Origin of the sequence: Microcystis aeruginosa LEGE 91341 (genome assembly GCF_015206885.1) — a bacterium.
Classification (GTDB): domain Bacteria; phylum Cyanobacteriota; class Cyanobacteriia; order Cyanobacteriales; family Microcystaceae; genus Microcystis; species Microcystis aeruginosa_H.
The window spans coordinates 1-26,754 of sequence record NZ_JADEXY010000058.1 but is presented as its reverse complement, the minus strand read 5'-3'; the positions used below and the strand labels follow the sequence as shown (position 1 = coordinate 26,754).

General features: G+C 43.3%; 28 protein-coding genes, 1 tRNA gene and 2 pseudogenes. 14 read left to right on the top strand and 17 right to left on the bottom strand.

Annotation, left to right across the window (positions count from 1 at the left end):
- A pseudogene (locus tag IQ234_RS21140) lies at window positions 1-111 on the top strand (IS4 family transposase); the annotation flags it as partial.
- A 66-nt stretch (window positions 112-177) separates the two neighbouring features.
- Here the strand turns inward: IQ234_RS21140 and IQ234_RS10755 are convergent.
- A pseudogene (locus IQ234_RS10755) lies at window positions 178-477 on the bottom strand (DUF3782 domain-containing protein); the annotation flags it as partial.
- Window positions 478-1,141: 664 nt separating this feature from the next.
- On the opposite strand from IQ234_RS10755, the gene IQ234_RS10750 reads away from it, so the two are divergent.
- The 4 genes from IQ234_RS10750 to IQ234_RS10735 all read left to right on the top strand — a co-directional run bounded on the left by IQ234_RS10750 (window position 1,142) and on the right by IQ234_RS10735 (window position 6,777).
- A complete protein-coding gene (locus IQ234_RS10750; protein ID WP_193957085.1) occupies window positions 1,142-2,674 on the top strand; it encodes an NHLP bacteriocin system secretion protein in 1,533 nt (510 codons plus the stop codon).
- 90 nt (window positions 2,675-2,764) lie between these two features.
- Window positions 2,765-2,941, top strand: a complete 177-nt coding sequence (locus IQ234_RS10745; protein ID WP_002735384.1) for a hypothetical protein — start codon at window positions 2,765-2,767, stop codon at window positions 2,939-2,941.
- A 55-nt stretch (window positions 2,942-2,996) separates the two neighbouring features.
- A complete protein-coding gene (locus IQ234_RS10740) occupies window positions 2,997-5,207 on the top strand; it encodes an FUSC family protein (RefSeq protein ID WP_193957087.1) in 2,211 nt (736 codons plus the stop codon).
- 382 nt (window positions 5,208-5,589) lie between these two features.
- Window positions 5,590-6,777 carry an RNA-guided endonuclease InsQ/TnpB family protein gene (locus IQ234_RS10735; protein WP_193957084.1) on the top strand — a complete coding sequence of 396 codons (1,188 nt, stop codon included), beginning with the start codon at window positions 5,590-5,592 and terminating at the stop codon, window positions 6,775-6,777.
- A 138-nt stretch (window positions 6,778-6,915) separates the two neighbouring features.
- Here the strand turns inward: IQ234_RS10735 and IQ234_RS10730 are convergent, their stop codons facing one another.
- Complete coding sequence (locus tag IQ234_RS10730) at window positions 6,916-7,113, bottom strand: type II toxin-antitoxin system HicB family antitoxin (RefSeq protein WP_043995943.1); 198 nt, start codon at window positions 7,111-7,113, stop codon at window positions 6,916-6,918.
- A 363-nt stretch (window positions 7,114-7,476) separates the two neighbouring features.
- Here IQ234_RS10730 and IQ234_RS10725 point away from each other — a divergent pair, with 363 nt between their 5' ends.
- Complete coding sequence (locus IQ234_RS10725) at window positions 7,477-7,701, top strand: DUF433 domain-containing protein (protein WP_193957083.1); 225 nt, start codon at window positions 7,477-7,479, stop codon at window positions 7,699-7,701.
- A gap of 244 nt (window positions 7,702-7,945) precedes the next feature.
- Here IQ234_RS10725 and IQ234_RS10720 read toward each other — a convergent pair whose 3' ends face one another.
- The 4 genes from IQ234_RS10720 to IQ234_RS10705 form a co-directional block, all read right to left on the bottom strand.
- On the bottom strand, window positions 7,946-8,383 hold the full coding sequence (locus IQ234_RS10720) for an aspartyl protease family protein (protein WP_002749639.1): 438 nt from the start codon (window positions 8,381-8,383) through the stop codon (window positions 7,946-7,948).
- Window positions 8,376-8,591 (bottom strand): hypothetical protein, encoded by a 216-nt coding sequence (locus tag IQ234_RS10715; RefSeq protein ID WP_002770046.1) that lies wholly within the window; start codon window positions 8,589-8,591, stop codon window positions 8,376-8,378. The genes IQ234_RS10720 and IQ234_RS10715 overlap by 8 nt, the downstream gene beginning before the upstream one ends.
- A gap of 120 nt (window positions 8,592-8,711) precedes the next feature.
- Entirely contained in the window at window positions 8,712-9,098 is a 387-nt protein-coding gene (locus IQ234_RS10710; RefSeq protein ID WP_185241021.1) for a hypothetical protein, read from the bottom strand.
- Between the two features lie 279 nt (window positions 9,099-9,377).
- Entirely contained in the window at window positions 9,378-10,754 is a 1,377-nt protein-coding gene (locus tag IQ234_RS10705) for a hypothetical protein (RefSeq protein WP_193957082.1), read from the bottom strand.
- A gap of 166 nt (window positions 10,755-10,920) precedes the next feature.
- Between IQ234_RS10705 and IQ234_RS10700 the strand changes: the two genes are divergently transcribed.
- Together IQ234_RS10700 and IQ234_RS10695 are read left to right on the top strand one after the other, a co-directional pair.
- Entirely contained in the window at window positions 10,921-11,118 is a 198-nt protein-coding gene (locus IQ234_RS10700) for a hypothetical protein (protein ID WP_193957081.1), read from the top strand.
- Window positions 11,034-11,384 (top strand): site-specific integrase, encoded by a 351-nt coding sequence (locus IQ234_RS10695; RefSeq protein ID WP_193957086.1) that lies wholly within the window; start codon window positions 11,034-11,036, stop codon window positions 11,382-11,384. Before IQ234_RS10700 ends, IQ234_RS10695 begins: the two co-directional genes overlap by 85 nt.
- 157 nt (window positions 11,385-11,541) lie before the next feature.
- On the opposite strand, the gene IQ234_RS10685 is transcribed toward IQ234_RS10695, so the two are convergent.
- The gene (locus IQ234_RS10685; protein WP_193957080.1) at window positions 11,542-12,396 is read right to left on the bottom strand and encodes a universal stress protein; all 855 of its coding nucleotides are present in this window, start codon (window positions 12,394-12,396) and stop codon (window positions 11,542-11,544) included.
- A 449-nt stretch (window positions 12,397-12,845) separates the two neighbouring features.
- Here IQ234_RS10685 and IQ234_RS10680 point away from each other — a divergent pair, with 449 nt between their 5' ends.
- Complete coding sequence (locus IQ234_RS10680; protein WP_193957079.1) at window positions 12,846-13,823, top strand: alpha/beta fold hydrolase; 978 nt, start codon at window positions 12,846-12,848, stop codon at window positions 13,821-13,823.
- A gap of 377 nt (window positions 13,824-14,200) precedes the next feature.
- Here the strand turns inward: IQ234_RS10680 and IQ234_RS10675 are convergent, their stop codons facing one another.
- Entirely contained in the window at window positions 14,201-14,845 is a 645-nt protein-coding gene (locus IQ234_RS10675; protein ID WP_193957078.1) for a hypothetical protein, read from the bottom strand.
- A gap of 102 nt (window positions 14,846-14,947) precedes the next feature.
- Between IQ234_RS10675 and mnmA the strand changes: the two genes are divergently transcribed.
- The gene (mnmA, locus tag IQ234_RS10670; RefSeq protein ID WP_193957077.1) at window positions 14,948-16,006 is read left to right on the top strand and encodes a tRNA 2-thiouridine(34) synthase MnmA; all 1,059 of its coding nucleotides are present in this window, start codon (window positions 14,948-14,950) and stop codon (window positions 16,004-16,006) included.
- An 89-nt stretch (window positions 16,007-16,095) separates the two neighbouring features.
- Here the strand turns inward: mnmA and IQ234_RS10665 are convergent, their stop codons facing one another.
- The 6 genes from IQ234_RS10665 to ndhL all read right to left on the bottom strand — a co-directional run bounded on the left by IQ234_RS10665 (window position 16,096) and on the right by ndhL (window position 19,942).
- Entirely contained in the window at window positions 16,096-16,848 is a 753-nt protein-coding gene (locus tag IQ234_RS10665; RefSeq protein WP_002803412.1) for a phycobilisome rod-core linker polypeptide, read from the bottom strand.
- 252 nt (window positions 16,849-17,100) lie between these two features.
- Window positions 17,101-17,682 (bottom strand): phycobiliprotein lyase, encoded by a 582-nt coding sequence (locus tag IQ234_RS10660; protein ID WP_193957076.1) that lies wholly within the window; start codon window positions 17,680-17,682, stop codon window positions 17,101-17,103.
- A gap of 75 nt (window positions 17,683-17,757) precedes the next feature.
- The gene (locus tag IQ234_RS10655) at window positions 17,758-18,681 is read right to left on the bottom strand and encodes a restriction endonuclease (protein WP_193957075.1); all 924 of its coding nucleotides are present in this window, start codon (window positions 18,679-18,681) and stop codon (window positions 17,758-17,760) included.
- 262 nt (window positions 18,682-18,943) lie between these two features.
- A complete protein-coding gene (locus tag IQ234_RS10650; protein WP_104398203.1) occupies window positions 18,944-19,372 on the bottom strand; it encodes an ATP-dependent zinc protease in 429 nt (142 codons plus the stop codon).
- A 4-nt stretch (window positions 19,373-19,376) separates the two neighbouring features.
- Window positions 19,377-19,682, bottom strand: a complete 306-nt coding sequence (locus tag IQ234_RS10645) for a DUF3007 family protein (RefSeq protein WP_002763321.1) — start codon at window positions 19,680-19,682, stop codon at window positions 19,377-19,379.
- Between the two features lie 20 nt (window positions 19,683-19,702).
- Complete coding sequence (ndhL, locus tag IQ234_RS10640) at window positions 19,703-19,942, bottom strand: NAD(P)H-quinone oxidoreductase subunit L (protein WP_002732218.1); 240 nt, start codon at window positions 19,940-19,942, stop codon at window positions 19,703-19,705.
- A 172-nt stretch (window positions 19,943-20,114) separates the two neighbouring features.
- Between ndhL and IQ234_RS10635 the strand changes: the two genes are divergently transcribed.
- Window positions 20,115-20,200 (top strand) — tRNA-Leu (locus IQ234_RS10635).
- A gap of 74 nt (window positions 20,201-20,274) precedes the next feature.
- Here IQ234_RS10635 and IQ234_RS10630 read toward each other — a convergent pair.
- Window positions 20,275-20,913, bottom strand: coding sequence for an HAD-IA family hydrolase (locus IQ234_RS10630; RefSeq protein ID WP_193957074.1), 639 nt, complete (start codon window positions 20,911-20,913; stop codon window positions 20,275-20,277).
- Window positions 20,903-21,850 (bottom strand): tRNA epoxyqueuosine(34) reductase QueG, encoded by a 948-nt coding sequence (queG, locus tag IQ234_RS10625; RefSeq protein WP_193957073.1) that lies wholly within the window; start codon window positions 21,848-21,850, stop codon window positions 20,903-20,905. The genes IQ234_RS10630 and queG overlap by 11 nt, the downstream gene beginning before the upstream one ends.
- A 354-nt stretch (window positions 21,851-22,204) precedes the next feature.
- On the opposite strand from queG, the gene IQ234_RS10620 reads away from it, so the two are divergent.
- From IQ234_RS10620 to tatA, 3 genes are all read left to right on the top strand, one after another.
- Window positions 22,205-22,849: a DUF3782 domain-containing protein gene (locus IQ234_RS10620; RefSeq protein WP_193957072.1), complete on the top strand. Its 645-nt coding sequence runs from the start codon at window positions 22,205-22,207 to the stop codon at window positions 22,847-22,849.
- 422 nt (window positions 22,850-23,271) lie between these two features.
- Complete coding sequence (gene lpdA / locus IQ234_RS10615) at window positions 23,272-24,702, top strand: dihydrolipoyl dehydrogenase (protein WP_193957071.1); 1,431 nt, start codon at window positions 23,272-23,274, stop codon at window positions 24,700-24,702.
- Between the two features lie 91 nt (window positions 24,703-24,793).
- Window positions 24,794-24,970: a twin-arginine translocase TatA/TatE family subunit gene (tatA, locus tag IQ234_RS10610; protein WP_193957070.1), complete on the top strand. Its 177-nt coding sequence runs from the start codon at window positions 24,794-24,796 to the stop codon at window positions 24,968-24,970.
- 303 nt (window positions 24,971-25,273) lie between these two features.
- Here the strand turns inward: tatA and IQ234_RS10605 are convergent, their stop codons facing one another.
- Window positions 25,274-26,677, bottom strand: a complete 1,404-nt coding sequence (locus IQ234_RS10605) for a TldD/PmbA family protein (RefSeq protein ID WP_193957069.1) — start codon at window positions 26,675-26,677, stop codon at window positions 25,274-25,276.
- Window positions 26,678-26,754: the final 77 nt, after the last annotated feature.

The window sequence follows — 26,754 nt, the reverse complement described above, 5'->3', positions numbered from 1 at the left end:
GAAGAAGGATTTGGGAAAAGCTTATTAGACAAACTGCGCTATTTACAGAGTTTCATGTGTCAACATATTAGCTATGTACACTGGTTCCGGAGGATTGTCTATTCAACTTAAAATTTGATGTTATAGGAGTATTATGCTTGTCAATGTAAAGTTTTATTACAGGATTCAACGTTTCTGCTCATGCACATCAATACCCCGCTCCTGAAACAGACGCACCACCGCAGGACGTACTTGCCACTCAACAAACTCTCCTAAACGATTGCCTAACTCCCCAATCTGCTGACTAACTCTGTTAATTTGTTTATCCGTTTCCTTGATTTGTTGATCCGTTTCTTTTTGAGCTTGGGATAACTCTTTTTGAGCTTCGGATAACTCTTTTTGAGCTTGGGATAACTCTTGTTGGGATTGGGATAACTCTTGTTGGGATTGAGCTAATTCCTTTAGTATTTCCCGAATGTCTTCAATAGTAGCTGTCATAATGAATTTTCTCAAGTTAAAATAAAATTTTCTCTATTATAGCCCGATCGCTTTTTCTCCCTTGAAGTAATACTAAATCCGTTGAGTAACGCACAGAAAACGGGTTTCTCGGAGAAACCCGTTTTCTACTCATGCAAAAGGCAAAACGGAGAATAAATAATCAGTTTTTAATAACTGGATTTAGTATAACCGTTCAGGGGGGGACAAAATCTGGTAATCTAAAAAGACTTAGAAAAGAGCCGCTACTGTGAGAGAGTAGTATCCGTGGCTCTCTCTGCTACCCCAGGAGAGTTCTTCCACGGAGTCAATGCCACTGGCGGCTTGACATCCCCCCCCTGAACGGTTACAATGGAACTATACGCCTTATGTAAGTTAAAAGCTGGAATGGTGTAAACTCCTTCGATAGATTATCTCTCGGGTCGGAGTGTTGGACTCAAACACTTGATCCCTATTAGGTTGTTTTAGGTCGCATCAAGTGTACTACTTTATTAGGTTTCTTACAGGAAATTTTAAAGGTTTGAGCCTTCGGTAAATCTTTCGAGGTAGCCTAGTTATCTTATGTCAAAAATAGCTTGAGCGATTTTTTCAGGGGATTTTTCTAGTCTAAAGTAATATTCTCTGAATGTTTATCATGTTACAAATTAAGTGATTTTTATTCATTACAATGGCAAAAAATCAAGCCGAATCTATGTCTGATCAGAATCATCAGCAGCCAGATATGGGTGCGAAGAAAACAACCCAGGCTAGGATAGAACATCAGGATAATAAGCAAATAAAAACGGGAATTGATCCTAAAATTGATTCAGAAAAAACGTTTAAATATTCGGAGCCAACAGGAAGATTAGGGGAGATAATCCTCCGCTTAATGCCGGTGGGTCTTTTGCTCGGAGGACTGAGTTATTGGGCGATAGTTGGCAAGATTCCAACTCCTATTCAAGGACGAGCGGTTATTTTGATTCCTCGTTCTATTGTTAATATCGAACCCCGTCAAGGTGGGCGGGTGTTAACCCTCCTAATTCAACCCGGAGATTCTGTCAAAAAAGGGCAATTACTGGCAACTTTAGAGTTTCCTGAATTAGAAACAGAATTAAAGGATAAGAAGGATAGACTAGCAGATCTCAAGCAGCAGGATAAAAGAGTTGACTCTATTGAAGTCAGTCGTCGTCAATTGAATGCAGCCTCAATAGAGCGCCAGCAAAAGGCCAATCAGCTTCAGATTAAAGCACTTCAAGTTCAATTAGCCAGTAATCAAAAACAGCGAGAGGCTTACCTCTCCCATGCTCGATACCTTAAAAATTTCCAGAACTCAACGGATGAAAGACTAGCCGCCTACGATAAACTTATCGAAGAAGGAGCCGTAGCCAAGCTAGATTTTCCCTCCTATTTATTTCAGTTCAATAATCTAGAGGCTTCTAATAGTATCAATCGCGTCCAAATAGAACTCGATCGCCTTAAGGGGGTTGATGAAAGCCTGCGAGCGCAGATGAACGCATTGACGGCCCAGAATAATATACTAAACACAGAAAAACGGCAAATAGACCTGCAAGATACAGCCAGTGATATTCTTCGTTACAATGCGATCGCTGACCAGCAACGAGAGATTAATACGTTAAAAACCACCATTCAAGCCAACAAAAATGTAGTGAGTCTGTACAACGGCCAGATTTTAGACTTATCTGTTAATCCGGGGGAAGTTCTGGCTCCGGGGGGGCGCATCGGTACGTTAGAAGTCTCTAATCTAAAGGCTAAGACCAACGTGGTAGCTTTGTTTAAGAGTGGTGATGCCAAACGATTAGAACCGGGCCAGGAAGTAGAAGTCGTTCCCGATCTCTATGATCGCGAACGCTATGGGGGTATCGTCGCTAAGGTCGTTTCCGTCGATCAGCAGCCGGTAACTGTGGCAGAACTGGCAAATATAGTGGGAAGTAATGAACTCGCCAGCAAGCTGTTTCTGGGTAGGGATGAAGACGATCGCGATAAGCCTATACCCGTCAATGCAAGTGTTATCAAAGCCACTTTAGCGCTGAAGGTTGATCGCAATACACCGAGTGGTTTTTACTGGACTCAAGCTAAGGGAGCGCCCCAAAGAATTACCAACGGGACCACCGCAGATGTCCATGCTGTGGTAGAAGAGCGTTCTTTAGTGAGTTATATAACCCCTGCTTTTCGCTGGGTTACAGGGGTGTACGACCGTTAACCACAAAATGCGATTGATCTGCTACGCAGTGCCTTCGGCATCGTAAATAGCTGAAAGAAACAACGACTAGAATAAACGGTTAAACCTAATATGGAAAATCCGAAAAGACGTTCTCAATGGTGGACTTGGTGGTTTAAGTGGTGGATTATCGCCGCAGCCTTTGTCTTAGTCATCTTGATCCATAGTGAGCCTCCTCAGCTTTGGTTTTGGTTGGTGACGTTTTTGGCACTGATTTTATATGGGATTGAGCGAGCGATTAATGGGTAACAATGAGTAAGTCGAAAAAGGATATAGAGATACCTTGGACAGTAAAAACGGGCTAATGATCAGACAGGGATTGAAATTTTCCCTGGGTGCTGCTCTCTTAACGAGTTTCTTTTGGCACCGAGGAAATGTATTAGACAACTTTGTCTATCCTGTCTTTGGGTATGTATCTGTACTGATTGAGCCATCGATGGGAGGTGCGATCGCCGCAGGCTTGGGGCGTTTGGGGGGAAGTGCTTTGGGGGGAATCATTGCCGCTATCCTGGTGAACGCCTACGGAATCCAAGGCTCAAGTTTTTTTGTCATTCCCTCTCTCACCTACATTTTAGCCGCCCTGATCTGTGAAACTTACCGATGGCAAGCCGCTTATTCCCAAGCCACACTACTGGGCGCTTTAATTGCCATGAGAGTGGTAGGAACATCAGCACAACAAAATATCTGGCTCTATTTGCGATCGCGCCTCATCGATAACTGGATCGGAATCGCTGTGGGAATTGCTGTGGCCTTACTATTTTGGCCCCAGAATACTCGATCCGATCTCAACCGGAACTTGATGGGAATCCTTCAAGATATACCGCACTTGTTCCAAAAAATCCTCGATCGCTACCTAAAAACTGATGGCGACGAGCGGGATTATCCTCTTTCTATTGAGCAGAACGAGCTTAATTTACTCAATCAGATTAAAAAATCAACACAAACTAGCCTTTCAACGCTCACAAAAGCAACCCATGAATTCGGTAGTGAGATATTGGTGGCAGAAAATTGGAGTGAAATCTTGGCAATTCAGAACCAATTGACTCGACAATTAGCTGATCTGATGGCTTTTAAAGGCGAAAAGCATGAACAAAATTTAGTGCATCAGTTCAGGGATGAATTTCACCAATTGGCGACTCATCTTACCGACAGCTTTGATAGCTTGAGGGATCTAAGTAACGCCAAAAAAATCTTAGCTACCCCTTACCTCAGAGAATTAGAAGAAGATTTAGCGAATATTGGGGGTAAACTTGATAATCTCCGAACAAGTGGAGAGATTGATCGGTATGATGTTCAAGAATCACTACAGTTTTATCAATTTATTCAACTTGTATCTCGATTTATCCAACAATGCGAGGGATTAGGAGGCAGGATAATCGATAAAACCAAAGTAGCTGCAACTTTCAGGCGAAGACAACTGATTACCTTTCCTAAATGGGCCCCTATACCCCTAAAACGCCTGAGAGAAATTGTCAGTCTTGGCCTGGTTATTGGTTTGTTACTGGCTATTATTCGTCACATCGAGTTTCCCTATCCTTCTGCTTACGAAAAAGTGGCAGATATTGTGATAGTAGGTGCAGTGGTCACTGTCATTCAACCGACACGGGGTCGAGCGATCGCAATCGGTTGGGCGGCCACTGTTTCCTTGAGTTTGACGATTCTCTGTATTTACCTGTTGGTCAAGTCCTTTGGTTATAATCCTTTTAGTAGCAGTCTGGCTTATTTTTTCGCCTACTTCAGTTGTGCTTGGCTGGGGTTTACGCCGATCGCTCGCATCGGTGCGATTGTAGCAGCCGATGCCATCGGGAAGGATATTTTTCCTTTTTTCGAGCAAGGAATTTGGGCTGCACTAATTTCAGTTCCCGTAGGCGCGTTTCTGGGGGTGTTGCTGACCACTGTATTTATGACAAAATCGGCTACAAACCAACTGGAAACAGATTTTTCTGTGACTTTTAAGAAAATGGGACAGCTATATCAAAAACTGCTGTCAGGCTATTTTCAGGATACGATACCACCCTCAGATATCGCCCAACTGAAGCAGGCAATCACAGTGGCGATCGCCCAACATCCAGCCTCGGTTAAGATTGCCAGTCTCGAACAAATTTCCACAGTTTTAGCAACCAAACACCAAAATTTTTGGAATTTTTCTATCGGCTACGAACAAAAACTCTGGGCTCAACTGGATGCTTTACAAGATGTGCTACAGCAACCGCTTCCTGAACCGATACGACAAAAGTTTTTACGTGAATTACAAGCGATCGCACAACAAACTGCGATCGCTTTTGATGAAATTGCTGAGGCGATCGCTGCCCAGGTAATTCTCAACCCACCAAAGTTAGGATTGCTCATCGAAGAAATTGAATCTCTTGAGAAGCAATTACTGAGCTTGCGGGTTGAGAGTCGAAGTTATCCCTTAAATGAACTAATCGCGTTTAGCTCGGCTTTTATGACGATGAAAGCCATTGCCAGCAACTTAAATCAAATGAGTCAAGACTTACCTGCCTACACCCAATAGGTAATAGGCAAATATTATCAGCCTGAAGGATTTCTGCTCTCAGGGCCGTATATTCAGAGTGTAGGGTGCGTTAGGCGGCTATCAATTTAGTCAAAAAACTAAAATTAATAATTCGCCGTAACGCACCCTACAAGATCGGCGTGCTGCTACGCAGTGCCTTCGGCATCGCACTCATAATAGTTTACGAAATTCTGCGACTGTCAAACCAGCATCTTGAACAATTCCACCCATTGTAAATGCCTTAATTGGATTGTGCCTTGGAAGAGCAACTTGACGCACCCCATCACTCATCGAAAATTTGGGTCTGAAACCCCGTCGTTCTACGACGGCTTTACTGTTAAATATGAGCATCGTTTACAAAATATATGCTAGAATGTGAGACATGGAAAAAGCCTACTCGTTCCGATTTTACCCCACACCAACACAAGAGTCGCTATTGCGGCGCACATTGGGCTGTGTAAGATTAGTTTACAACAAAGCTCTCCACGAACGAACACAAGCTTGGTACGAAAAGCAAGAAAGAGTAGGCTACGCTCAAACTTCTTCAATGTTGACCGATTGGAAAAAACAAGAAGAATTAGACTTTTTAAACGAAGTTAGCTGTGTACCTTTACAACAAGGGTTAAGACACCTACAAACAGCTTTCACTAATTTCTTTGCTGGTCGTACTAAGTATCCTAACTTTAAGAAAAAACATCAGGGAGGAAGTGCCGAATTTACCAAATCAGCCTTTAAATTTAAAGACAAACAAATCTATTTAGCCAAATGCACAGAACCTTTACCTATTCGATGGTCAAGACAAATACCAGAAAGCTGTGAACCAAGCACAGTAACAGTCAGATTACATCCCTCAGGACGTTGGCATATTTCAATTAGATTTGATGACCCAACGATTAAGCCTCTACCAGTAACAGATAAAGCCATCGGAATTGACTTAGGAATTAGTAGCCTTGTGATTACCAGCGATGGAGACAAGGTATCTAATCCTAAGCATTTTAAGAAACATTATCGGAGACTGCGAAAGGCGCAAAAAAATCTGTCTAGAAAACAGAAAGACTCAAAGAATCGAGAAAAGGCAAAAATCAAAGTAGCCAGAATTCACGCTCAAATCACCGATAGTAGAAAAGACCATTTACACAAGCTAACCACTCAATTAGTTCGTGAAAACCAAACGATTGTAGTTGAGAATTTAGCCATCAAGAATATGGTCAAAAACCCGAAATTATCTCAGGCAATATCTGACGTTAGTTGGGGAAAAATCACTCGACAATTAGCCTATAAATGCCGTTGGTATGGGAGAAACTACATCGAAATAGATAGATGGTTTCCTAGCTCTAAAAGGTGTAGTAATTGCGGGTATATTGCTGAGAAAATGCCGTTAAATGTTCGAGAATGGGACTGTCCAGACTGTGGGACTCACCATGACCGAGATATTAACGCCAGTAAAAATATTTTGGCCGCAGGGCTTGCGGTGTCAGTCTGTAGAGCGACCATAAGACCAGAACAGAGTAAATCTGTTAAGGCAGGTGCGAAAAATCCTTCGGGAAAGAAGCAGAAACCCAAATCGTGAGGTTTGGGAATCGCCGTCCGTTTTACGGCGGCGAGGATGTCAAGATGATATGTTTGCCTTGGCGAATGATCCGAAAGCCTACCTTCTCCAAGGCTCGTACTGCATCTAGGTGATTTACGCCAGGAATTCTAGGCATAGTTACACCTGCATTTCAATTTCACGAATTTCCCCATCTTGCAAGCGTTCTTCTAAGGCTGCAAGATGCTCACGAATTGCATCTTGGATATTGGTTAATGCCTCTTCCTCAGTATCTCCCTCGGACCAACAACCGGGGAGTGCAGGAACGCCAACAGTAATTCCTTCTTCAGAACGATAAAGGACAATTTTGTATTTCATCATAAGTTCCTTCTAGATAGCACTCCATTTTAGCTTGATAGAATTATGGATGTGGGATCAAATTGTAGCAACAGCGGAACCTCACAGCAAACTTGATATGGTTGGGTTTCCTTGCGTCAACCGTTCGGCAAAAGCTCACGGCCGAAGTTCAACCTACAGGCTACTCTAGGCTATTTATTCCCCTAGAAACGAATCGCACCGTTACATTTGATTAACGCACCCTACAAGATCGGCGTGCTGCTACGCAGTGCCTTCGGCATCGCACTCAACCAAGTGACGGCGTTCCGGTGCAGCGACTTGTTATACGGCTGTTTTTGTGCAATGTGATCTAAAATAAGGGCATCTTACGACTAGGTGACAACAATGTATAAAATTTCTGTTAACCCTCAAATTCATTTTGGGAAGCCCTGCATAGAAGGGACGCGCATCACTGTGCAGAGTGTTCTTGAGTTGCTAAATGAGGGACTCTCTTTCAGTATAATTATTCGGGATTATTACCCTGATTTACAAATTGAAGACATTCGTGCTTGTCTGCAATATGCTATCGCTTTAGTAGCGGCTGAAGACATTAAAATCGTGTCGGCTTAATAATAAAATTTCTTCTCGATCAAGACGTTTACGCAATCACTGCGAGATTTCTAATTGATGCTGGACATGATGTGGTTCTTGTTGCTCAGCTTGAACTCATGAGTTTCTCTCCTATGTCTGTTCAATAAGTTTTTGCGGCTGTCTAACGGTGAAGTGCAGCGGCGGCAGATAACCTCTAACTCAGCACCAGCAGCTTTCGTCCGCTGCCACGCAGTGTTAGGTGGCTGGCAAGAACATCAACAACCTACTCCAAAAGAGCTTTAGGGCTAACTTTAGGGCTAACTGCAAACTCTAGCTGTGAACGGTAGAAACAAACATCGAACTCCATAAAAAAATTCACCTGCCCCAGAATGAGCGGAACATTTGTAGCCTGTGTCCAAGCAAAAACCAGTTGAATAGGCTCAAACTGCCCAACGACGGCTTGGGCAAGCACGACACGCGCCTCGTACTGAGCCAAATTTCCTGTCAAACTCAGTGCTGTTGTTTGTCGTTCCCAATTGTACCCAAGCTCGACCCCTGTTGAATACGGCAGCACATTAACACTTGCACCAGTGTCCAGCAGTCCGGATGCTGCAATAGAAACCTGTTGATGAACCAGGGTGAATGGCAAGTAGGGGCGAAAACTAGCTTCACCTAAAGTGGCATCGCCAGCAAGAAATGGATACCGCTCGGTGTTAGGCATGGTTTTGAGCTTTGGTAGCCTGTAGCGCTTTTAACATTGTATCCGCAGCCTCATCCGCGCCATAGGGAGACCATACTGGATAAGCTTGTTCAGGCTTAATTAGCTCGGTTTCCTGCTGGGCTAGCTCAGAGATCAGAAACTGCATAATGTAAAACTTGTCTGAGCGGCTCAGTTCTCTTAATGTCGAGATTAATTTTGATGAAACCATATACTCGTGAAGCTAGGGTTACCCTTCTATTGTAGTCGCTCCAGTCCGGGGCAGCGGTATTAGCTGATTGTACCTGATGCGTTTCATTTTTGAATCGGCGGAGTTTGTACCATAAAAAAATTATGAGAGTTGAGCTATTTCTCGATCATGATGATGGGATATTTCTTGGTACAGAGACTTTGCAATGCTTTGATATGTTTTGGCAAGGTCATCACACTTCACTACTCGAAAAAGGGTAAATATAACTTGTCCAAAAATAGGATCTTCGTCGATCGCTAAAATCACCCTTAGCTTTTGCGAAACCTTCAACGTGTACAGAGAAGATTCATATCCATTTAGTCCTGATAACAGAGGGAAGCGATGAAGCTTACGATAAACGTGCTTTTTTTGAGTTGGGAATAGACTGGCACAATCATTGATTTTTTTGACTGTTATAGCTTTGTCGTCTTTGCCCAGTTGGTCAAGATCCTTTTCAAATCCGCTCGTTGACTCAATTACAATGTCCACGATATGAACCGCCTATCTATGATAACTGCTGACACTTAATCTCTAGCATAGCAATAAAATCCTTTTACTATAGTAGAATGACGTAGATCGCACCGTTACATTTCATTAACGCACCCTACAAGATCGGCGATCGCACTGTTATGAGTTGATTGATGTTGGGTTTCCTTGCGTCAACCCAACCTACGGGCGAGGCGATCGCACTTGAAGACGATTTTTCTCAATCTAACGGTTCTGGTCAGCGGTTGCCGATACCTTTGCATCTGACTCAAGCGGCTTCGGTCAATCCGCTGCACCAGGGTTGTTATGTTTCTCCACTTGAGAAGGCTCTAAACTGGCTGTGGTAAAGGGCTTATGAAACTTAGATGGGAACCTATCTTGTTTTAGATAGAATTTAGAGAATTTATCCTCTTCAATCCAGGCATAACTATTTAACTTTGTTTTGAGGTCGCCATATTGGGCAGGAACTGCCAGTTCTTCCATTACTCGTTTTACAAAAGATCGATATCTTCTGCCAACAAAATACTGCTTGTATAGAGCTGAAGGAATACGAAGCTTAATTGATGAGTCATCACCTTCAACTTTGATTCCAAGCATGGTAGTAGGTGGAGTAATTTTAAGAAAACGATCCTCTAATCCCTTTTCAATAAGAATATTTTTACCAATAGCCTCAATTTCTCTTTTCATTTTCGCTAAAGGTTTATAATCGCCCTTCTCAATCGACTGCTGAATGTCTTTTAACATCTCCCTCAATTCAGTTACTTCAGGCTCTTGCCTCATTTGATGCAGTACTGGAAGAAAATCATTTCCACTAGAACTCTCACAAATCAGAAGTGGAAGGAATCCAGGAAGGTTTATATTGATTGCTGACTCCAATTGTCCAAGTGCTTCAAGAGAATTTTTTAACCTGCCTTGGAATTTGCCTATTTCATCAGCAAAAGCACTGGCAAAAGCAGACTTACTTCGAGCCCCTTTATCGACACGATTTAGAAAATCATAGGCAAAGAAGTCCCTCAGTGGGTGAGGTAAATAAGAGCAATCATATTGAGCTGAGAAAATTTGATACCAAATGTATTGATGCCCCAACCACCCCATCACAGAAAGCATCCGTTGCACAGGTCTTGAAAGCTTATCCCATGCAACTACATTACCGTCAGTACCTATTATCTGTAATTCTGAACCTAGTCCTTCATTTGCAGGACTAGCTAAAACTGCTTCAATTAACGGGTTTTCCTTATTAATTCCATGAGCACGAAAAACTAGAAAGAATTCTGAACTTGCATGTTCCCAGATAAAGTTGCTAAACGCCTTGACTTGCGAGAAATATTCAGAAAAGAGAGAACGCTCAGAGCCTGCATGGAATGCTTCCCGCCAGATTCCTAGTAGGGAATTACAAATCTCAACAATTTCAGCGTCCTCATTTCCTTTCAACTCTTGAAAATGAAAAAGGTCGTCGCTAATTAGGGCTTTCCTACTTGCAGTCAGCTCAGCCTTGTAGTTGTCCGGAATAATTACACCGTCACTGAGCAAGACAGCCTCACTGAACCTGGATAAGGCAACATGCTCAATATCCAAAAGTGCAGGCTCTTTTAAGGGAGCTTTGCCTAACGCTCTTTGGACACTGGAGATAGTTGCATTGTCAATGAGAACTTTAGTCATTCCAAGATTCTGGGGTCACTCCCTCTATTGAAACATAACTATATATTATGCGGAAATTTTCCGTATGTCACGCCAAATACGCATTTTTTTAAGAATCTTTCCGTATATTACGCTCAAATGGAGTGATCGCGAGAAGTTTTCCGTATAATATTACGATAAGCGTGTTATGCCGATTAGCCTACTCTGTGATGAACCCTCCCCCACCCCGAAAACTCCTAGACGTAGTGCGAGAGACGATCCGCCCTACCGCGTTACTCCTACCGCACCGAACAAACATATCTGGACTGGATTAAGCGTTATCTGCTCTTCCATCAGAAAAAACATCCCCGTGAAATGGGGGGTGAAGAAATTAGAGCCTTTTTGACCCATCTTGCCGTTGATAAAAACGTTGCCGCCGCCACCCAAAACCAAGCCCTCAACGCCATCCTCTTTCTTTATCGAGAAGTTCTGAAAATTGAACTGGAAAATATCGGTGCATATTTACGGGCAAAACGCTCCAAACGCCTGCCCACCGTCCTCACCAAAGAAGTAAAAATGGCTGATGATTTTAGCGATCGCACAACAGACTGCGATCGCTGCCCAAGTAATTCTCAACCCACCAAAGTTAGGATTGCTCATCGAAGAAATTGAATCTCTTGAGAAGCAGTTACTGAGCTTGGGGGTTGAGAGTCGAAGTTATCCCTTAAATGAGCTAATCGCCTTTAGCTCGGCTTTTATGACGATGAAAGCCATTGCCAGCAACTTAAATCAAATGAGTCAAGACTTACCTGCCTACACCCAATAGGGGCTAAATCCCTTCTTTTCTGGCTAAAAGGACGGGACAATTGACATTAACCCGCACATAATCCGAGAGGGAAGTACCGAGAAGGCGATCGAGATCTGGTAAACTCTTAGCCACGGAAGGACGGCGATCCGGCGACCCCAACAGTAAGAGATCCACATTATAATCATCGACGAGTTTGCAGAGTTGTTCCCCCGGTTTACCCCCCGTCACCACGCAGCGATAGGGTATATTCATCCGTTTCACTTTTGCTACTGCTGGCCCTAAAATTGGGTTTTCTTCCATTTCTTTGGGGGAAGTGGGGGCAAATTCTGGTTTTAAGTCGGGGTTGACGCGGGCCAGAATTAACTCTGCTGAAGGATAGTCTCGCAGGAGATAAATAGCCAGATCGAGAGCTAAATCAGCCGAGCTAGACTTATCGAGAGCTACCATCACCTTTTTGATTTTTTTGACGTAAATATCGTCTTTTACCAATAACATCGGGTGATTAGTCAGTTGAAAGACGTATTGACTGACGGAATTTTCTAGAATTGCCTCCAGTCGCTTCAGTCCTCGGGAACCCATCAGGATCAAATCGGCCCCGATTTCGTCAGCAACTTGACAGACGGTATCTTTGGGATCTCCTTGGCGCAGAATCGTGGAGACTTTGCTGGGTTCAATTTTGACTTCTTGCAGGATTTTAGTCAGCATTTGGGTTCCTTCCTCCCATTTACTGGCCAGAGCTTCGGTGGTAATCTGAGGGGGAACAACCCGGAGAATGGTAATCGACGCTTTCCGGATAGCGGGGAGATCCATCAATGCTTGTAGCATTTCTTGGGTTTGACCTGCGCCGGAATCAGCGTATAGTATTTTCTCTAGCATAAGATTAAACTCGGTCTATGATCTTAATAGTCTTCGCCAATTTTCAGCATACTGCTAATGTTGTTCCCGAAATTTAACAACTTATTAAGCGCTTTTTCTTAGCTTCATGCGATGCCGAAGGCACTGCGTAGCAGCTCGCATTTAAGGGCGTTTTAAGTATTTATGCTTAATTGACTAGAAATACTTGGCTCAAAATCATCGGATCAAACGTTCATTTGTATTATATTTTGCCTGCAATGCTGGCGCTCTCTTTTAATCACGGCTAAATCGACCATTTAATTGATGATTAAGTAGGTAGGTGTTAAAAGTTGTCAGACACCCCCCTTATCAAGGGAGGCAGGGGGGATCGAACCTAAAATTCATTTTTAATTTAATTATAACCAGCTACTTAATCATTCTTAATGCTCCAGCAACCACGAGAATTTTTGATTTTTACAAGAGGTCTAGTTATGTCTTTATCAATTCGGGTAATTATCCTAGTAGCGACGACAGTTTATCAGACGTTATCTGTTTGGTTAGAAGAACAAAAAGCACCTCTGGGTAATTTGATTAATCTGGGTAAATATCGCCTACATTTTTGTCTAGCGGGAGAGGCTAGTCCCACTATTATTATTGACCATAGTTTAGGGGGAATTGAGGGATATTTTTTGCTAGAAGAATTGTCACAATTAGCTAGGGTTTGTATTTATGATCGAGCCGGTTATGGTTGGAGCGATTCTAGTCCCTATCCCCGGACTAGCTACCAAATTGTTCAGGAATTAGATCAATTACTCACCCAAGCACAAATAGAACCACCTTATATTTTAGTTGGTGATTCTTTTGGCAGTTATAATGTTCGACTATATGCCCATCTCTTCCCAGAAAAAGTAGTAGGTTTGGTACTCACTGATGGTTTACACGAGAAAGGAATGCTGAAAATGTCGCCAGCATTAAAGGCATTAAAATTATTTTTCATCTCGGGATTTTTGATGTCGATTATCGGATCAATTTTAGGCATTATCCGAGTTCTGAGAGTTCTGGGAGTTTTTGAATTATTAAAACCAGAATTGCGTCGCTTTTCCCCAGATTCTCGTCATCGAGTTAAGCGTTCTTTCTGTCGCGCTAAACACTGGATGACGATGAGTCGAGAAATGCTTAATCTCGACCAAAGCGCTCGTCAGGTAAGTGAGGCTAACAATTTCGGTAATTTACCGATAGTTAGTATTAAAGCTAATTCTTTTTTTAAACCTTCCCTTTGGACTCGCTTTATTCCCCTCAAAAGTGCCAACCAACTCCGGGAGGAGATGCACCTAGAATTAGGCAAGTTATCCAAAGATTTTATGGAAATACAAGCGGATAAAAGTGGTCATTTTGTCTGGATGGATCAACCGGATGTCATGATCGATGCGGTCAGAATTTTGCTTGACAAAATTAACTCTGTGTGCTAAGTAAGTAGTTGGACAAAAGTAAAGTTAACTGTGGGGTAAGGAGTCAGGAGTCAGGAGTCAGTAGTCAGTAGTCAGTAAGAATTGCGGCAATTTACATTTCTTAAGATAGACAACAGAATTTATGTCCGACTACTTAATAGGGTAAAATTAACTTTTTGGTTAGGATAGGCAAGAGGCAAGAGATTCGATCGAGATTAGCTGAAATCCTAGAGAATTATTGCCTAATTAGGGTTTGCTGAATAAATGTGAAAACCTTGTTGGATAAAACTTTTAGACTTTTTTGCTATCAAAAAGTGTCAGCCATTGGAGTGAACGGGGGGGAATAAAACCCTACACCCTACACCCTACACCCCACCAACAGACTTTTTCAGCAAACCCTAATTATTGAGGGTAATAATCTGAGCGCTAAAACCCTGTTTAGTTAACTCTTGTACCCGTTGTTTTGCTTGGTATTGTTGCTGAAATAACCCCACTTGAATAACATTTTCTCCCGCGCGGATAAATGCGAGGGGTTCAATTTCTTGAATTTTTGCCAACGCTTCTGTACTATTACTCTGAACTTCAACGCGAAAGAGTTGATTAGTCGCAATAACCCGCTGCTGTGGTGGGGGAGAAGGGGGTTTATTGGCGCGATTTTGCGGTGTAGGGGTTGGTGGATTGACAGTTTGACGATTATTATTATTAATCACCGTAGCATCGGCAGGACGCACGGTAGCGGGAGCTTGAAAAACGTATTCTCTCAGGGGTTGATTACCGGAAACCGGAGCAGCCACCGGGGGGCGAACTGATGGAGAATTAACGAGGGGTAAATTTAAGGGTGAACATTGGGAACAATTAGCACCACTGGGACTGTCTGAACGTTTAGTTGGTTGTCTCACCGCCGGCGGTGGGGGTAAACGACGACCGGGATAAACATTCTGGGCAAAAGATAAGTCTGCTTTTAGCAGCAGCGTTCCTTGAGCGATTATCCCGACTTTTAACCAAAATAAGGCCGAGAAAAACAGTAGGTTTGTTCTCATCATGCTGGTTTGTCCTCACACGAAATTTGGGTACACCATGTCCAAATTTTAAAGTAGGAGATGCTAGTCTAGAAAATATATTGGTTAAAAATCATTACAAGATTTATGGGAAAAGTTGTTGTCGGTCTATCGGGGGGAGTAGATAGCTCTGTCGCCGCTGCCGCCTTACACGCTCAAGGTTATGATGTTATTGGCTTGACCCTGTGGTTAATGAAGGGTAAAGGCCAGTGCTGCTCCGAGGGAATGGTAGATGCGGCCTTTATTTGTGAACAGTTGGGGGTTCCCCATCATATCGTCGATAGTCGCGAGCTTTTCCAAAAAGAAATTATTGATTATCTAGTTTCCGGTTACGAAGCGGGAATCACACCGCTGCCCTGTTCTCAGTGCAATAAAGCGGTAAAATTTAGCCCGATGCTCCATTATGCTAGGGAAACCTTAGAAACGGATACTATTGCCACCGGTCACTACGCCAGAATTCGTTTTTCTCCTGAAAATAACCGTTATCAACTGCTGCGCGCCGTTGATAAAAATAAAGATCAATCCTATTTTCTCTATGATCTAACTCAAGATGTACTGCGTGGGACTTTATTTCCCTTGGGAGAACAAACCAAGGCAGAAACCCGCAGAATTGCCCAGGAATTCGGCTTAAAAACGGCAGATAAACCCGATAGTCAGGATTTGTGCTTGATTGAAGCTCACGGAACTATGCGATCGTTCTTGGATAAGTATATCGCCGTTAGTGAGGGGGATATCGTCGATCTCGATGGCAAAGTTTTGGGTAAACATAGCGGCATCCATCATTATACGATCGGACAACGCAAAGGCATCGGCATCGCCGCCGCCGAACCCCTCTATGTGGTAAAACTGGATCCCGTCATGAATCGGGTTATCGTCGGTAATCGCGAAAGTGCCGTTAGTGCCGATTGTCTTGTCGGACGGATGAACTGGGTTTCTATTGCTGAACCCACCACCCCTATCCGCGCTCAAGTACAGGTCCGTTATCGTTCTCCGGCTGTTCCCGTCAATGTTATCCCCCTAGAAAATAATCAAGTGAAGCTGGTTTTCGATGAACCACAATTTAGTATCACCCCGGGCCAAGCAGCCGTGATTTATGAAGGGGAAATCGTCCTCGGTGGGGGGATTATCTCAGGAGCAACCCCATAGGGAGAGCCACCAATTCACAGAATAACCTGATTATGGTTCGCAGGTCATTCTGCCAATTAGGGACTCTCCCTGGCAGGTTTAGCTAAAAATTAACGACGGGGTACAGAAGCCTCGATGTTAATATTCATAGCGGAGACTCTTGGTACAGGATTGCCTTTGGCGCTACCGAGACCCCGGGCCATAGCCAAGAAGCTGGAAGGATCGCCAGCTTTGGGTTTTTGCTCTTGGGGAACATAGCGACGGACAGCATTCTGCCAAACGATTTGAGGGAAGCCCAAAATACCACGATAGTAGCCATCGTAGCGAGGCGAGGTGATGTTGAATGGACGTTCACCAATTTCGCGGCTGGCCAGGGTGCGACGACGTTGGTAGGGAACGGTATCATAACCAAAGCTTTGCAGATACTCGTCACTGTTGAGAAGTTGATCAACAAAACCTTGAATCCCTTTGGTGGCAACGACAATCGACCAAGCAATTTTTTCTCTTTCGCTATAGACATCGCGACCGAGGACTCTTTGTACTACCTGTTCGACAAAGCGATAGTTGCTGTTTTTCTCGTAGAAGCTGTTATAGAAGGTTTTCGATAACAGTAAACCACGAATGAAATCCCGCACCGATAATTGTCCATTGCGTAACTGGGATTCGAGGAAGGGTTCCCGATCCCATTTGAAGGCATGGAAGAAAATCTGACGGTAAGCGGCTTCGATTAAATCGTCCAGGTCGGTAGGGGAGAGGACATTTTCCGTCGTGTAAACTCTCGGTTTTTCGTCTCCACCGACATCATAACCAGCTACCCGCACGTTTTGGGACTTGGGGGCGTAATTTAAAAGAGGAATGGCCAAGGGTAAACCTCCGTATCCTTAGAAATGCTTAAAAAACTTTCCTCCTAATGATAAGGGAGTAGGTGTCAACTAGAAAAGAAATATTAAAAATTCTTACAATTGTTAAGAAAACTTGCCTACCATCCGGGGAGATGGGAGCGCCGGAGCAGGGGAGCGCCGGAGATGGGAGCGCCGGAGCGGGGAGCGGGGAGATGGGAGAAAAAACTGATGACTGATGACTGATGACTGATGACTGATAACTGATAACTGAATTTACCAGCCACTAATCGAATAGGATGATGGTTCGGGGAAATCACTAGAGACTGACTCCGATGACTGATTGCGGGATTCAGCACAGAAAGTGGCCGTATTAAAACCGCCAAAACGTTGAACTGTGCTAGTGCGGAGACGTAAATCGGCATCGGCAAACCAAAAACGCTCGATCGAGGTCATAGTTTCGTATTCTGTAATTAAGACTAAACCTTCCTGTTCATCAATGTGATAACGGCCCGCCACGGGAACGATTTCCGCATAACCTCGCTCCCGCAGGAGAACACCAGCTTGGGGATTATCTTCGTCGGGAATTAGCGCAAAAACGGTGGTTCCTTGATGATTTTCGTCTTCTTTGTCCCACTGCATCGAACCATCCCAACTGACAAAGGCACCCCCCACAGTCTTAGCGGGATCCACTTCGTGCATTTCACAGATAGCGATAATTTTCGGGTTATCGGCGCTTAAAGCTTCCACATAAATCTCGGAATCGCCAGTTTCTGAGCGTCGAAAGGGTAAATGATGGGTGGTGCGCTGAGATTTCCACTGTCCCGCACTTTTCTGAAAAAAGGTCATCCCGTCCATAGTTTTTATCCTCTATTTTTTCCATCTATTTTAACGCCATCGTCGTTTTCTGTAACCCTTGTTCCCCTCTCTCTCTCATTCATCCCCAAAATAATCATGATCAATTCTCTTGATTTCATAGATTTTTTGGGTCGATACACCTAAATTATAATCAATCATCAATTGACCTAATTCTTCCCCATCAATCAGCACTATTTTTATCTCATTTCTAGGAGCATATTCTAAAGCATCTTGGGTAAAATAGGAAGTGGTGATGAAAATACCTTTTTTGGCTCCTTGTCCCGCTAATGCCCCGACAAATTTCTGGATTTCTGGACGACCAACGGCATTATTATCAGCCCATCTTTTGGCTTGAATATAGATTATATCTAAACCGAGTCTATCTTCTTTTATTATTCCATCAATCCCTTGATCCCCGCTCTTACCCACCGCTTTACCCGCATCTCTAATCGAGCCACCATAACCCATTTTTACCAGTAATTCTACTACTAATTTTTCAAAAGCATCTGGGGATAATTTTCGCAAAATAGAAAGTAAGTCTGTCGCTAATGCTTGACGAATTTCTTGATAGGAGTTTTCCAGTAATTCCTCGGGGTTTTGTTCTTGATCAGAAGTTGATAAATTGCTTTCAAGAGTAATAGTTTCATTTTGCTTATTGACTCTAGTAAATTCTTGAAACTCAGGAAATTGCCTGAGAAATTTTGTATCGATATGGTCTATATTTTGAGATAAAATTTCTTTCCCTCTCTCAGAAATTACAAAAGTTGCTCTTTGGGGTGACTCAATTAATCCCGCTTTCTTTAAATAGGTTTTTGCCCAACCGACTCGATTAGCAAAAATTTCTTGTTGTCCACTGGGAAGCATTTCTTTTCTTTCCGCTTCCGTGACTTGAAACTCTCTGACCAAGGCTTCAAAAATTTCTCGATATTTATAAACTTTGCCATCTGCAAGTATTTTTAATAGGGGCAACATAATCGATTGAAAATCTGGAATAGACATAGTTCAGATAAAAAGCGGGGGCAGTCATCACAATTATACAGCAACAAGCTCCAAGAATTTAGATAGATAATAATACACCTGAAATTATTAAGAATGTCGAGAGACATTCCTAAAGAATCTGAGAGAGAATCAATATTATGGGCATCTAATACTAAATCTTGTTTAAAAGGTATAGGAGATCGGGAAGCAGCGGAGCCTTTTTAGTAAACAGTAAACAGTAAACAGTGGACTAAAAACTCACATCTGATAACTCTCCAGAAACTTAACTCAGTAAAAAAGACTGATTCGGATGGACAAGAAAGCCTTTTTTCAGGGCCTCTCGTCCTAATAACATCCGAAAACCCATGACATCGCGATTAGTCAAGGTTAATTCGATCGCCCATTGACGACCGCCGAGCAATACACTTGTTCTGATAACGGGACGTAGTTGACTTTGACCCCCGGAATTTTTTACCTGTCGCCATTCGAGGATTTCTGCGGTGGTGGTGACAGTGTGGTGACTATCTTTTTGGTAGGGATGAACTTGAAAGCGCAGCCAATTGCGATCGCCATCTCGAAAAGGATGCAGATCAAAAGCGTGTAGGGCCGAGGAGCGAGCGCCTGTATCAATCTTGGCCTTTATTTTGGTAATGCCTAAATCAGGTAAATCGAGCCATTCTCGCCAACCGATGATGATTTTATCGGGTTTCATCCGTCTATTTAGTTTTTTCTTCTTCAATCTCCCGCTGCATTTGGGCGATTTCTTCGGGAGTCATCGCTTCCAGACGTTTTTTAAAGACGGCATCTTCGTAATCCTTGCGCTGTTTACCGTAGGTCATATTATCGGTGGCGACTCGAAACAGATAGGTAAAAATCCAACCGATGACACCACCCACCAACACCGCTTGACTCCAAATTCCCGCCGAAGCACTATCTAAACCGGTTTTTTGCAGGATAATGTAGAGGATGCCGCCCATAGCAAACATCCCTATACCGATCCCGATGACATCAATGCGTCTCATGGGTTTTTTTTGGTGATAAGTTAAGCTTTGAGGGTACGACGTTGGGGACGGAAGTTAAGAAAAGGACTTAACAACAGCATCCCTGGGAAGAAAAAGCTCATCAGAAAGTACATAAACCCTCTTTCCCAAGAAGATGCCACATACCAGCGCGTATTGAGGTAGTAGTAGATAACGGCGGGAATGACGAGCAAATACAAGACACTGAGAGATAGGTAGATCAGGGCGATGATAATGGTTTCTTGCGTCAGAATTGATTGCATAAGGATTGATTTTTATCAATGGCTGTCGGTGAACTGCAATTCACCTGCTGATTATTTTACCCTGTCTTTCCCCCTTTGCGGCGATCGAATTGGCGGACTAAAATAATTTATTGAAAATACTCTTGCTAATTAAATTATTTGTGATATGATAGGAAATTGTCGGTTAAATAACGGGGGCGTGGCGGAATGGTAGACGCTACGGACTTAAAATCCGTTGAGCCTTATAAGCTCGTGAGAGTTCGAGTCTCTCTGCCCCCATCGATCAAAGTCTATATTTAAACTGAGTGTTGGATATTCTAGTACAAATGTCCATGCTCCTAGTAAAAACTTTTTCAGCCAGCCCTATCTAAAATATCCAATAATTCTAGGGGATGATGAATGAGATGATCGGGGTTAAATTGAGTGAGAATTTGAGGGGAATTAAAGCCCCAAGCGACTGCCACCACTTGCACTCGACTTTTTTGGGCAGCAGTAATATCTCTGGTTTCATCGCCGACATAAATCATTTCATCGGGGCAGAATTTATTTTGTCTGATCAGGCGATCGATAATTTTGTGTTTGCTGAATAAAGGCGTTCCCGAACAGATAAAATCAAATAAATTTAAGAGTTGGTTATTTGCTAGAAATATGGTGACGTTTTCTTTGGTATTAGAAGTGATTATTCCTAATCTATAGCCTCTTTCTTTAAGAGTAAGGAGGCAGGGATGCCAGCCATGGAAGGGTTTCAGGCAGTCAATTTGTTTATTTAATTCCCGTTTAACTCGATAGAGTAAAAAAGGGATTTTAACGGGGGAAACTTGGGATTGTTTAATAATTTCTTGGGAACTAAGGTTTTTTAGTCTGGCCAAATCTTCCTCGTTGACGGGTTGATAACCAAAATTTTTAGCCAAACGATTGACAATCTCCACGAAAGTATCGTGGGTATCGGCGATAGTACCATCAAAATCGAACAGGACTACTTTAATTGTCATCTTGTGCGGGGTGAGGGGAATGAGCTAAATTAGCTTGGGCATTACGTCGCCACTGCTGGGGTTTAATTCGACGCAGGGCTGATGAGATGAAACGACGATCCCACTCCTCTATAGTTAGATTAGCTAATTCCTCCAATCTTGGCGAGAGGTTTTCGGGACGAGGTTGAAAATCCTCCACGTCGGTAACTTGGGCAAAACGTTGATTCCAAGGACAGACATCTTGACAGATATCGCAGCCAGCTACCCAACCTTGTAAATTCTTGGCAATTTCTGTAGGCAAAGTTACAGCACGATTTTCGATAGTATGGTAAGCAATACAGCGATTAGCATCCACCACATAGGGACTAACTATTGCTTGGGTGGGACAGGCGCTTAAACAACGGCTACAGGTGCCACAATGGGTGCTATGGGGTCGATCGGGTTCTAAAGGTAAATTAGTTAATATTTCCCCTAAAAATACCCAACTGCCGTAATTACGGGTAATTAAGTTACCATTCTTGGCAATCCAGCCGATCCCTGCTCTTTGCGCCCAAACTTTATCCTGTACTGGTCCAGTATCCACATAGTAACGGGTTTGAATTTGCTCCCCCTGACTTTCTAACCATTGACTGAGGGCTTTTAATTTTTTACTTAATACTTTGTGATAATCCCTTCCCCAAGCATAACGGGAAATTTTGCCATGGTTTTGTTCTTGACTATGTTGCTGGGGGGTGTAGTAGTTAAGGGCGAGACAAATTAGCGATCGCACTTCCGGCCAAAGAGTTTTGATATCCTGTCGTTTCGGGTTAGTCATCCAATCCATATCAGCTTGATAACCCCGCTCTAACCAGCTTTTTAGATGGGATACCTCCGAGTCTTGGCTGTCCACAGAGGCAATACCGACCCCATGGAAACCTAACTCTAGCGCTTTTTCTTTGATCTGTGTTTCTGTCACCATAGAAATATCTTAAGTCAAGTATTTGTAATAATTATTTACAATGATCAATTTATTGAGCCAAATCCCAGGCTGAACAATTAGAAACCATGATCAACGAAGAAACTGTGGTTCCCGTCCCCGCTATATCGTCCTCATACTAAATCCAGTTATTAAAAACTGATTATTTATTCTCCGTTTTGCATGAGTGCATGAGTAGAAAACGGGTTTCTCCGAGAAACCCGTTTTCTGTGCTTTACTCAACGGATTTAGTATAACTATTGACTTGCTCAATTAACACCCGTCCCTAAAATGACTTGCACTTTGCTAGTACAATTATAGTAAGAAGTAAAATAAGAAAGATTCAAACAAATAACCATGTCTCAACCGATTACCATCGAAGATATCTATAAACTTTTTGAGAAAACTAACGAAAAGTTTGAACAATCACGCCAAGAATACGATCGCCGGGCCGCTGAAGCTAAGGCCGAAGCCGATCGCCGGGCTGCTGAATACGATCGCCGGGCTGCTGAAGCCAAGGCTGAAGCCGATCGCCGTTTGGCCGAGCTAGAGAAAACAGTGGCTAATACCAGTCGTGCGGTGGATAGTTTAACCACTCGCTGGGGAAGATTTGTCGAGGAATTAGTCGAACCTGCTGTTATTAGCCTATTTCGTGCCAAAGGTATCGATGTTAAAGAAACCTACAGTCGTGCCAGGGTAAAACGGCAAGGAATAGCCATGGAGATTGACATTTTAGCCGTCGATGAAACCGAGGTAGTTTTAGTAGAATGTAAGTCTCGTTTATCGAAAGATGATGTCAACGATTTTTTAGAAAAATTAAGTCGATTTAAACAAGCATTTCCCCATTATAAAAACTATCAGGCTTATGGTGCAGTGGCGGGAATAGAAATAGACGAAGGAGTAGATCGTTATGCCTATAAACAGGGTTTATTTGTGATTAAACCATCGGGAGAAACGGTAGAAATCATTAATGATTCTGGTTTCGAGCCTAAATTATGGTAGGAGAAAGATGGTTTTTTCATCTGGCAAAGTGTTGGCAGCCGGTCTAACTTTTCTAACCTAGTACTAGCCTAACTTATGGATACGATGCAGAATTAGTATTCATATCTTGGTTAAGTAACATCTTGCATAATTAATTTTTGAGGATTCAAAAACCGCAAAAATAAGGATTAAATCGCGTAAAATCTGTGAGTAGAGCATTTTAAATTTTCCTGACTACTGACGACCGACTCTTAACCCGAACCACAATTTTTGATTTTTACCAGAGGTCTAGTAACGTTTTGTCCTAAAATTGCCAACACCCAGTTTCAATGCACAAGAGTCTGATGGCTAAAAACTGGCTCCAGTTTTTGACCGGGATAGCACAGCTTGATCGCAGTGGATCGTAAAATGGGATAATGCTAACTTTGAGAGTCAGAGAGACTATGAGTGAATTCGACTACGATTTAATTATTATCGGCGCTGGAGTTGGTGGCCACGGGGCAGCCCTACACGCGGTCAAATGTGGGCTAAAAACAGCTATTATCGAAGCCAAAGATATGGGAGGAACCTGTGTCAATCGCGGTTGTATTCCCTCTAAAGCTTTACTGGCAGCCTCGGGACGAGTGCGCGAATTGGCCGATAGTGACCATCTGAAAAGTCTAGGTATTGCTATCGGTGGCGTTAATTTTGACCGTCCGACAATTGCCGATCATGCTAACAACCTTGTCAGTAAAATTAGAGGCGATCTCACTAATAGTCTTAAACGTCTCAAGGTTGATACTATCCACGGTTGGGGAAAAATCGCCGGCCCGCAAAAAGTTAGCGTCATCGGGGATAGTGGCGAAAAAATCTACACCGCTAAGGATATTATGCTCTGTCCGGGGTCGGTTCCCTTTGTCCCACCGGGGATCGAGATCGATCATAAAACGGTTTTTACCAGCGATGAGGCCGTTAGATTAGAAACTTTACCCAAGTGGATTGCAATTATCGGTAGTGGTTATATCGGTCTGGAATTTTCGGATATATACACCGCTTTGGGTTGTGAAGTGACGATGATCGAAGCTTTAGATAGTCTCATGCCAGGATTTGACCCAGAAATCTCGAAAATCGCCGAAAGAGTTCTGATTAAACCTAGAGACATCGAGACTTATGTGGGAGTTTTGGCAAAAAGTATTAAACCGGGGAATCCTGTGGCCATTGAACTGGTGGACGCAAAAAGCAAAGAAGCGATCGAAATTTTAGAGGTAGATGCTTGTTTAGTCGCTACAGGAAGAATCCCCGCGACCAAGAATCTCGGACTGGAATTTGTCGGGGTAGAACTGGATAAACGCGGTTTTATTGCCGTTAATGACAAAATGCAGGTAATTCAGGACGGTGAACCGATTCCCCATCTCTGGGCTGTGGGCGATGCTACGGGTAAAATGATGTTAGCTCACGCTGCTTCGGGTCAAGGGGTAATAGCCATTGAAAATATCTGTAATCGCCCAAAAACCATCGATTATCGCAGTATTCCCGCTGCTGCTTTTACCCACCCCGAAATTAGTTATGTGGGTTTAACGGAACCGCAAGCAGAAGTTTTGGCACAGCAAGATGGGTATAAGGTGGCTGCTGTCAAGACCTATTTTAAGGGAAATTCTAAAGCTTTAGCGGAAGGAGAAACGGAAGGCATCGCTAAAGTGGTTTATCGTCAGGATACGGGGGAATTACTCGGTGTTCATATTATCGGTATCCACGCATCGGATTTAATTCAAGAAGCGGCCAATGCGATCGCTGAACGTAAATCTGTCCATGAACTCGCTTTCCGCATCCACACCCATCCAACTCTCTCAGAAGTCCTCGACGAAGCTTACAAACGCGCAGAAGTGGCAGCATAGAGTCAGTTATCAGTTATCAGTTATTACCGTTAAGTTTCCGACTCCTAAATTCTGACTCCTTTCTCTTTTTTTACTTTTTACTTTCAAGATTATGTTTGGATTAGGTTGGCCAGAAATAGTAATTATTGCTGTGGTTGTTCTCCTGATATTTGGACCGAAAAAAATACCCGAATTTGGGGCAGCTTTGGGGAAAACTTTACGGGGATTTAAAGAAGAAATCACTCAAGATGATCAAGAAAGCGAAGACAGTGACGATAAGATGAGATAGATTTCGGCTGTCAGGGCGAAGGCAATTCGCCCCTACAATAATCAATATTATTGCGCCAATGGTAGGAGCGCACCGTGGTCAGTGAGTTTATCGAACTGCGTGCGCCCAAATGTAATATAGATATTTCGACAAAATTGAGATGCACCCAAATTATCCCTATTCTTCTTCCTTCCACACAAAAACCAGAAGAGCCGTTATCAGTTATTAGTTATCAGTTACTATTAAATAGTAGTTTTCCACTGTCTTTTCACTGTTTACTGATCACTGATTACTGTTTACTGATCACTGATCACTGTTTACTGTTTACTGAATATCTGCTTCTCCCCCCACCACCACATCGCGGATGCGGAGACTGGGGCCACCGCAGCCGACGGGTAAACCACTTTGACCCCCTTTTCCGCAGCCTCCCGACTCATCCCAGTAGAAATCATCACCAATTGCCTCAATATTGGCTAGGGTTTTAAAGACATTACCGGAGAGAGTCACATCTTTAACCGGTTCAGCAATTTCTCCATTGCGAATCATCCAAGCTTCCCCGGCGCTAAAAGTGAACATTTCGCCGTTAGTCATGCCTCCCTGCCAATTTTGGGCATAAACTCCCGTTTTTATCCCCGAAAATAACTCTTTAACCGCAGTGGTTCCCCGTTCAATCCAAGTGTTGGTCATGCGGACAATGGGCGGATAATGATAATTGAGACAACGGGCGTTACCGGTCGGTTTTTCGCCTAATTTGCCCGCCGTTTCCCGCGAATGCAGTCTTCCCACCAAAACCCCATCTTTAATTAACTGAGTCGTGGTCGCAGGGGTTCCCTCATCGTCATAAAAATAACTGCCCCGATGACCTTCTGGATAGGCCCCGTCAAAGATTTGCAGGTTATCTGGTCCAAAACGTTTGCCCATACTCATCACCTCCAAAAGGTCGGGATTTTCGTATAACATATCTGCCTCGGAAAGGTGGCCAAAAGCCTCATGGACGAACAGACCGGTTAAAATGGGATCGATGACGACGGTGTAGGTATCGCCCTTGACAGGGGGCAAAACTAGGGCTTGTACTGCACGTTTAGCCGACCCTTGCACCTGTTCTTCTAAATTGACCAGATCCTCGAAAGCTTTTCGGGAACCTGTGGTTTCCCGGCCCGTTTGTACGCTGTCCCCATCCCTAGCGGTGGCCGAAAAACGCATTTCTACGTCTGACCATTTTTGTTCGATTAAAGTCCCGTCAGAAGTGGCTAAAAGAATATGTTGACTACTATCGCTATAACGGACGGAAGTGGTGGCAATACTGGGATGATGTTGACGCAATAGGTTATTATAGCGATCGCAGAGGGCTTTTTTATCGGCTAATGGTACTAAACGGGGATCTGTTCCCGTTAAAGGCAATTCACAGGAGATAATTACAGGTTCTACCGGAGCAATTAGGGTTTCTTCTTCCCCAATTAAACGGGCAGCAGCGATCGCATCTTCTAATCGTTCCTGTAAACTGGATAATTGATTAAAGCTGGCAAATCCCCAACCTCCTTTATAACAAGCGCGTACCTGACCACCGATAGCAATACCTTCGCTCAGGGTTTCCACTCGTTCGGAACGTAGTAGAATATTTGTCCCCCGCGCTTCTTCCAGACGAATTGTCAGGAAATCGACGCGGTTTTTATAAAGGTTAATCAGTTCGCTAATTAGGTTTTTATAGTCGTTTAGAGTATCGGTCATAGGAATTATGAATTATGAATTATGAATTGGGAAGTGGGGTGATGGGGTAGTGGGGTAGTGGGGAGATGGGGTAGTGG